The 6,481-nt window shown below is 60.6% G+C and carries 6 protein-coding genes; 1 reads left to right on the forward strand and 5 read right to left on the reverse strand.

Annotation, left to right across the window (positions count from 1 at the left end):
- Positions 1–52: 52 nt before the first annotated feature.
- The 5 genes from recG to exbB all read right to left on the reverse strand — a co-directional run bounded on the left by recG (position 53) and on the right by exbB (position 5,284).
- Positions 53–2,128, reverse strand: a complete 2,076-nt coding sequence (gene recG, locus ACP7E4_RS26525) for an ATP-dependent DNA helicase RecG (RefSeq protein WP_426118737.1) — start codon at positions 2,126–2,128, stop codon at positions 53–55.
- 8 nt (positions 2,129–2,136) lie between these two features.
- The gene (locus tag ACP7E4_RS26530) at positions 2,137–3,060 is read right to left on the reverse strand and encodes a hydrogen peroxide-inducible genes activator (RefSeq protein ID WP_426118738.1); all 924 of its coding nucleotides are present in this window, start codon (positions 3,058–3,060) and stop codon (positions 2,137–2,139) included.
- 92 nt (positions 3,061–3,152) lie between these two features.
- Positions 3,153–3,905, reverse strand: a complete 753-nt coding sequence (locus tag ACP7E4_RS26535; RefSeq protein WP_426118740.1) for an energy transducer TonB — start codon at positions 3,903–3,905, stop codon at positions 3,153–3,155.
- A complete protein-coding gene (gene exbD, locus ACP7E4_RS26540; RefSeq protein ID WP_426118741.1) occupies positions 3,902–4,327 on the reverse strand; it encodes a TonB system transport protein ExbD in 426 nt (141 codons plus the stop codon). The genes ACP7E4_RS26535 and exbD overlap by 4 nt, the downstream gene beginning before the upstream one ends.
- Before the next feature lie 3 nt (positions 4,328–4,330).
- Positions 4,331–5,284 carry a tonB-system energizer ExbB gene (gene exbB, locus ACP7E4_RS26545; RefSeq protein WP_426118743.1) on the reverse strand — a complete coding sequence of 318 codons (954 nt, stop codon included), beginning with the start codon at positions 5,282–5,284 and terminating at the stop codon, positions 4,331–4,333.
- A gap of 215 nt (positions 5,285–5,499) precedes the next feature.
- Between exbB and ACP7E4_RS26550 the strand changes: the two genes are divergently transcribed.
- Positions 5,500–6,348 carry an SDR family oxidoreductase gene (locus ACP7E4_RS26550; protein WP_426118745.1) on the forward strand — a complete coding sequence of 283 codons (849 nt, stop codon included), beginning with the start codon at positions 5,500–5,502 and terminating at the stop codon, positions 6,346–6,348.
- The last annotated feature ends 133 nt before the right edge of the window (positions 6,349–6,481 follow it).

Raw genomic sequence — 6,481 nt, forward strand, 5'->3', positions numbered from 1 at the left:
TAACCAGCTTCGTTATTGAGAGTATGAAGCACTCATCAAAGCCTGACCCGCATCACACCTGACCGTATTGCTGGCCGTGTCGCAGCCAGCGCTCCAGCAGCGGACTGACGTGTTGCGGCCAGCGTTCGAGCAACGCTTGAGCAGCGTCGCGCACGGCGGGCAGCAGGTCTGCATCGCGCATGAGGTCAGCCACCTTGAACTGCAGCAAACCGGTTTGCCGAGTGCCAAGCATTTCGCCGGGCCCGCGCAGTTCAAGGTCTTTCTCCGCAATGACAAAACCGTCGTTGGTCTCGCGCATGATGCCCAGGCGCTGACGGCCGATCTGTGACAATGGCGGGTGGTAAAGCAGGACGCAATGACTGGCTGCGCTGCCGCGACCGACACGGCCACGCAATTGGTGCAGTTGCGCGAGCCCCAGACGCTCGGGGTTTTCGATAATCATCAGGCTTGCGTTGGGCACATCGACACCGACCTCGATGACGGTGGTCGCCACCAGCAATTGCAGCGCGCCTTGTTTAAACTCAGCCATTACCGCGGCTTTCTCGGCGGGCTTCATGCGTCCGTGGATCAAGCCAACCCGCAGTTCGCCCAGGGCGCTGGTCAGGTCTTCAAATGATGTTTCGGCAGCCTGGCAGGTCAGTTCTTCGGATTCTTCAATCAAGGTGCAGACCCAATAAGCCTGCCGCCCTTCGGCGCAGGCCGCGCGTACCCGCTCGATCACTTCGATGCGCCGCGTGTCGACCACCAGCACTGTATTGACCGGAGTCCGGCCCGGCGGCAGCTCGTCGAGGATCGAGGTATCGAGATCAGCGTAAGCGCTCATGGCCAGGGTTCGCGGGATGGGCGTTGCGGTCATGATCAACTGATGCGGGCACATCAGGCCGCCGACGCCTTTTTTGCGCAGGGCCAGACGTTGCTGCACGCCGAAGCGATGTTGCTCGTCGATGATCACCAGCGCCAGATTCTTGAACTGCACTTCGTCCTGAAACAACGCATGCGTGCCCACGACCATCGGCGTGCCGGCCGCGATCTGCGCCAGCGACGCAACCCGCGCCTTGCCCTTGAGCTTGCCCGCCAGCCACGCGACTTCGATGCCCAGCGGCTCAAGCCAGCGCTGGAAATTGATGAAGTGCTGTTCGGCGAGGATTTCCGTCGGCGCCATCAGCGCCACCTGGTAACCCGCTTCCAGCGCCTGTAATGCCGCCAGCGCTGCAACCACGGTTTTCCCGGCGCCGACATCACCCTGAATCAGGCGCAGCATCGGTTCGGGCTGGCTCAGGTCATAGGCAACTTCATTACCGACGCGCTGTTGAGCACCCGTGGGCGGAAATCCAAGGTTTTCGAGGAATTGCTTCGGCAGCTTCTTCGCCAGCGGCAACGCCGGGGCGCGCTGGGAACGCAGACTTTCACGCAAGCGCTGCTGCGAGAGTTGATGGGTCAGCAGCTCTTCGAAGGCCAGGCGGTGTTGCGCCCAATGGTGTCCGATAGCCAACTCTTCGACATCGGCGTCGGCCGGCGGGTGATGCAGGTAACGAATCGCGTCGTCCAGCGGCGCCAGTTGATAGTCCCGCGCCAGCTCTTCAGGCAGCCAGTCAGGCAGGCTTTTCGGACCGAGCATCGCCAATGTCTGCTGCGACAACTGACGCAGACGTTGCTGGGTCAGGCCTTCGGTGGTCGGATAGATCGGTGTCAGTGTTTGCTCGACCGGGGCGGGTTCATCGCCGGTCAGGGCGCGGTATTCCGGGTGATAGATTTCCAGTCCGGACGCGCCGGGGCGGGCTTCACCAAAACACCGCAAATGCGTGCCGCGCTTCATGCCTTCCTTCTGCGCATTGCTGAAGTGGTAGAAGCGCAGGCTCAAGGTGCCAGTGCCATCGCCCAGACGCACCAGCAGGCTGCGCCGCTTGCCCATGACCACATCGGCGCCGCTGACCACACCTTCGATCACCGCGTCCTGTCCGGGTCGCAATTGACCGATGGGCACGACACGGGTGCGGTCCTGATAACGCAAGGGCAGGTGAAACAGCACATCCTGCAGGTTTTCCAGACCGACCTTGGCCAGTTTTTCAGCCATGGCCGCGCCGACGCCTTTAAGCGCCGTGACCGAAACCGTGGAAAGCTCGCCCATGGCCCGACTTAGCTCGCTTCGGCTTTCGGACGCGCGACGGAACACAAGCGCACGGAGTCAGCGAGGATTTCAATCGCCTTGGGCCGTGGAAAACTTGCGCGCCAGGCGATGGCAACGGTACGAAACGGCACTGGTGGCGTCAGCGGACGAACCTCTATCACGCCGGGAGCATAGTGATGGCTGTCGACAGCGGACATTGGCAGGATGGAAATGCCCAGGCCCGACGCGACCATGTGCCGGATGGTTTCCAGCGAGCTGGATTCCACCGTGGTGTGCCTCGCGCCTTCGCTGCCTTTGGCCAGCGTCGGGCAGGCTTCAAGCACCTGATCCCGGAAGCAGTGACCCTCGCCAAGCAACAGCAGGCTCTTGTCGTTGAGCGCCGAGGCATCGATGGAGTCTTTCTTGGTCCACGGATGGTCGGCGGGCATCAAGACGTAGAACGGTTCGTCGTACAGCGGCAGCGTCAGTACATCGGCTTCGTTGAACGGCAGCGCAATGATGATCGCGTCCAGTTCACCGTTGCGCAGTTTGTCGCGCAGGATATGGGTGAAGTTTTCTTCGATGTACAACGGCATTTGCGGCGCAACGCGATGCAGCTGCGGAATCAGATGCGGGAACAGGTAAGGTCCGACGGTATAGATCGCGCCGACCTTGAGCGGGGCAGTCAGCTGATTCTTGCCGGCTTGCGCCAGTTCGCGGATGCCTTGGGCCTGCTCAAGAACCTTCTGCGCCTGAGCGACGATGCCTTCGCCAACCGGCGTCAGGCGCACGGCGCTCTTGCTGCGTTCGAAGATCAGCACACCCAGTTCGTCTTCCAGCTTCTTGACGCCCACCGACAATGTCGGCTGGCTGACGTGGCAACGCTCAGCGGCGTGGCCGAAATGCTGTTCCTGGGCAAGAGTAACGATGTAGCGCAATTCTGTGAGGGTCATAGCGTGCGTCCATGAAGTTGCGGTCCCAGCATAGCGGCTGCAATCGATAGACGCACGTTATCAAGGCCACTCCTGTGTATCAAAACTGCGCTTCAGCGTTTATCCAGCGAATAAACGAACGGCGCCAGGATCTCGATAGTGCCATTGTTCAAGGTTTCCGCTGGCGGCTTGGGCAACGGCTGGGCGCGACGGATCATTTCCATCGTGGCCCGATCCAGTGCCGGACTGCCTGAGCTGCTGGCAATCGAATAAGACAAGACGTTGCCTTCGGCATCGACCACAAAACGCAGGCGACTGACGCCCTGCATGCCGCGACGACGTGCGTCCTCGGGATACTTCTTGAACTTGGCCAGGTGGCGCAGCAAATCGCCTTGCCAGCTTGGCAACGCCGTACTCGGCGGCGAAGGCGGGCTCGGTGGGGTCGGCGCAGCAGATTTCTCGACCTTGGCGGTCGTCGGCGGCGTGTCCATCGGCTTTTCTTCGACCGGTTTTTCCTGAGGCGGCTCAGGTTTCTTGATCGGCTTGGGCGGCTGCGGTTTTGGCTTGGGCTTGGGCTTCTCCACCGGTTTCTGTATGGCGATTTCCGGCTTTGGCGCTTCAGCCACTTTCGGCTCGGGAAGCTCTTCCTCGGGCTCTGGTGGCGGCGGTGGCTGCACCACGGCAGGCGGAGGCGGCGGCGCCGGAACAGGTTCCGGAGCCAGCTCGACCATCATTGCCGCCGGTGGTAGCTCGATTGCCTGGGATGCCGGCCAGCGCAGCGCAACAACGATTGCGATGGCATGCACGGCAAGCACCAACAACAGACTACCGCCATAGCGCGTCAGTTTTTGGCGCGAATTGATCATTTCTTACCAACCGTCTCTAGACCGACCAGACCGACTTTCAGGTAGCCCGCACCGCGCAGGGCGTTCATGACTTCCATCAGATCGCCGTAATCCACGCCTTTATCGGCCTGGAAGAAGATCGTCGTGTCCTTCTTGCCTTTGGTCTTGGCATCGAGGATCTGGCCGAGCTGTTCACGGGAGACCTTGTCATCCCCCAGGAACAGGCTCTGATCAGCCTTGACGCTGAGGAAGATCGGCTTCTCGGGCCTTGGTTGCGGCTTGGCGGTCGAAGCCGGCAGGTCGACTTTGATATCGACCGTTGCCAATGGCGCGGCCACCATGAAGATGATCAGCAGGACCAACATCACGTCGATGAACGGCGTTACGTTGATTTCGTGGTTTTCGGCGAGATCGTCGTCGCCTTCCTTCAGATGCATGCCCAAGGTTTAGCCCACCTTGACCATGTGCGGCGACTGGGAGCGTTCGTTCGGCTGGTGGTCGAGGTCACGGCTGACCAGCAGCAGGACTTGAGCCGATGCGTCGGACACTTGTGCCTTGTAACCGGCAATGGAACGGGCGAAGACGTTGTAGATGACCACCGCAGGAATCGCGGCAACCAGGCCCAACGCGGTCGCCAGCAGGGCTTCGGCGATACCCGGCGCAACCACGGCGAGGTTGGTGGTCTGGGTTTTGGCAATGCCGATGAAGCTGTTCATGATGCCCCAGACGGTACCGAACAAGCCTACGAACGGCGCCGTGGAACCGATGGTCGCGAGCACGCCGGTGCCCATGCTCATGTTGCGGCCACAGGCTGCAACCAGACGCTCAAGACGGAAGCTGACGCGCTCCTTGATGCCTTCACGTTCACGGCTGTTGACCGACAGACGCATTTCTTCCAGGGCGTCGTGGACCAGCAGATTCGCCAGCGTGCCTTGTTTGGCGGCGGTTTCGCTGGCTTCGGTCAGGGTGCGCGCCTTTTTCAGGTTGACGATTTCAGTGCGCAGACGGCGTTTGGCGCCCAGCAATTCGAAACCCTTGGCGATCCAGATGGTCCAGGTAATGATCGAGGCAATGGCCAGGCCGATCATCACCGCTTTGACGATAATGTCGGCATTTTGGTACATGCCCCACGGCGACAGGTCATGCGCCATGCCCAGGCTGTTATCTTCTTCAACAACTGCCGGGCCTTCAACTGGCGCGGTGTTCTCCTGCAAAACCGGCGTTGCGGCCGGGGCCGGAGCAGCGGAAGTCGCTGGCGTGCCGGGTATCGTTGGCGCGGTTTGATCGGCGAACACAGCAGGGGCAATCATCAGGCTCAGCAGCAACGCTGCGATTGCCCGCCATGCGCGCGGCAGGCTGGGGAGTTTGGTAGGCGAAGCGGAAGAGTTGATACGTGTCATGCTGGCCGGACCTGAGAAAAGAAAAGGTGGGTCGTTCTGCTACGTCGCGCGATGCGTTCGACGCAGGAAGGAGAACAAACGGGCCGTCATTATTGCAAGTAATTCTTGTTAACAAAAGTAATACAGTATCTTTTTTTCTATCAATCGCAGTTGGTTGATCGGCTTTCACCCCCGTGCCAGCTGCTTTAACACGCCATTTGTTGTGGAGATTCGACATGTCCGCCCCCTCAGTTTTGATCGCTGGCTGTGGCGATATCGGCAGCCGTCTGGCTAACCAGCTGCTGCCGCAGCAATGGACCGTCTACGGACTGCGCCGCACAATCGCTCATCTGCCCGTCGGCGTTATCGGGGTTGCAGGCGATCTGTTTCAACCCCAGCCCCCCGCCGACTGGCCGGCAGCTGACCTCGATTACCTGGTGTATTGCGCCACCCCGAGCGAACGCGACGAAGCCGGTTATCGCGCAGCTTATATAGAAGGCTTGCAGCACGTGCTGGCCTGGCTCAAGCAACATGGCCAGCAACCCAAACGCATTATTTTCGTCTCCAGCAGCAGCGTTTATGGTCAACAGCACGGTGAATGGGTCGACGAAACCTCGCCGACCGACGCCAGCGGTTTTTCCGGCAAGGTCATGCTGGAAGCTGAGCAAGTCGCGTTGCAGAGCGGTTTCCCGGCCAGCGTGGTGCGTTTGACCGGGATTTATGGGCCGGGACGCAGCGATTTGGCCAACCGGGTTCGTCAGGGTTACAGCGTGGCCGTCGAGCCACCTTTATATGCCAACCGCATTCACGCCGATGATGCAGCGGGGCTGTTGGCGTATCTGCTTGAGGCGGATTCCCGGGGAATTGCGCTGGAAGAGTGCTACATCGGCGTCGACGACGCGCCCGCGCCGCTGGCGGAAGTGGTCGACTGGATGCGCGACTACCTGGGCGTCACCGAATGGGCGGAAAACTCGGCACTGCGCCGTTCCGGCAGCAAACGCTGCAGCAACGCCCGCGCCAAAGCGCTGGGCTGGGTGCCGCGTTATGCGACGTATCGGGAAGGGTATAAGGCGATGCTTGGTTAAAGGACAACATCGGACTGTAATTGGATGGACTCGCCCAAGCCGAGGCGTCTGTAGCGCCACGGTGGCATTCTTAAGAAGCCAACGACAGCGAGGGCGAGTCCATGAAAAAGCATACGACCAAAAGTAACTCCCT

It is taken from the genome of Pseudomonas sp. DSP3-2-3, assembly GCF_049898225.1.
GTDB lineage: Bacteria > Pseudomonadota > Gammaproteobacteria > Pseudomonadales > Pseudomonadaceae > Aquipseudomonas.

Excerpts from the sequence above, each read along its gene's own strand:
- recG (WP_426118737.1), bottom strand. The coding sequence starts at position 2,128 with ATGGGCGAGCTTTCCACGGTTTCGGTCACGGCGCTTAAAGGCGTCGGC.
- ACP7E4_RS26530 (WP_426118738.1), bottom strand. The coding sequence starts at position 3,060 with ATGACCCTCACAGAATTGCGCTACATCGTTACTCTTGCCCAGGAACAG.
- ACP7E4_RS26535 (WP_426118740.1), bottom strand. The coding sequence starts at position 3,905 with ATGATCAATTCGCGCCAAAAACTGACGCGCTATGGCGGTAGTCTGTTG.
- exbB (WP_426118743.1), bottom strand. The coding sequence starts at position 5,284 with ATGACACGTATCAACTCTTCCGCTTCGCCTACCAAACTCCCCAGCCTG.
- ACP7E4_RS26550 (WP_426118745.1), top strand. The coding sequence starts at position 5,500 with ATGTCCGCCCCCTCAGTTTTGATCGCTGGCTGTGGCGATATCGGCAGC.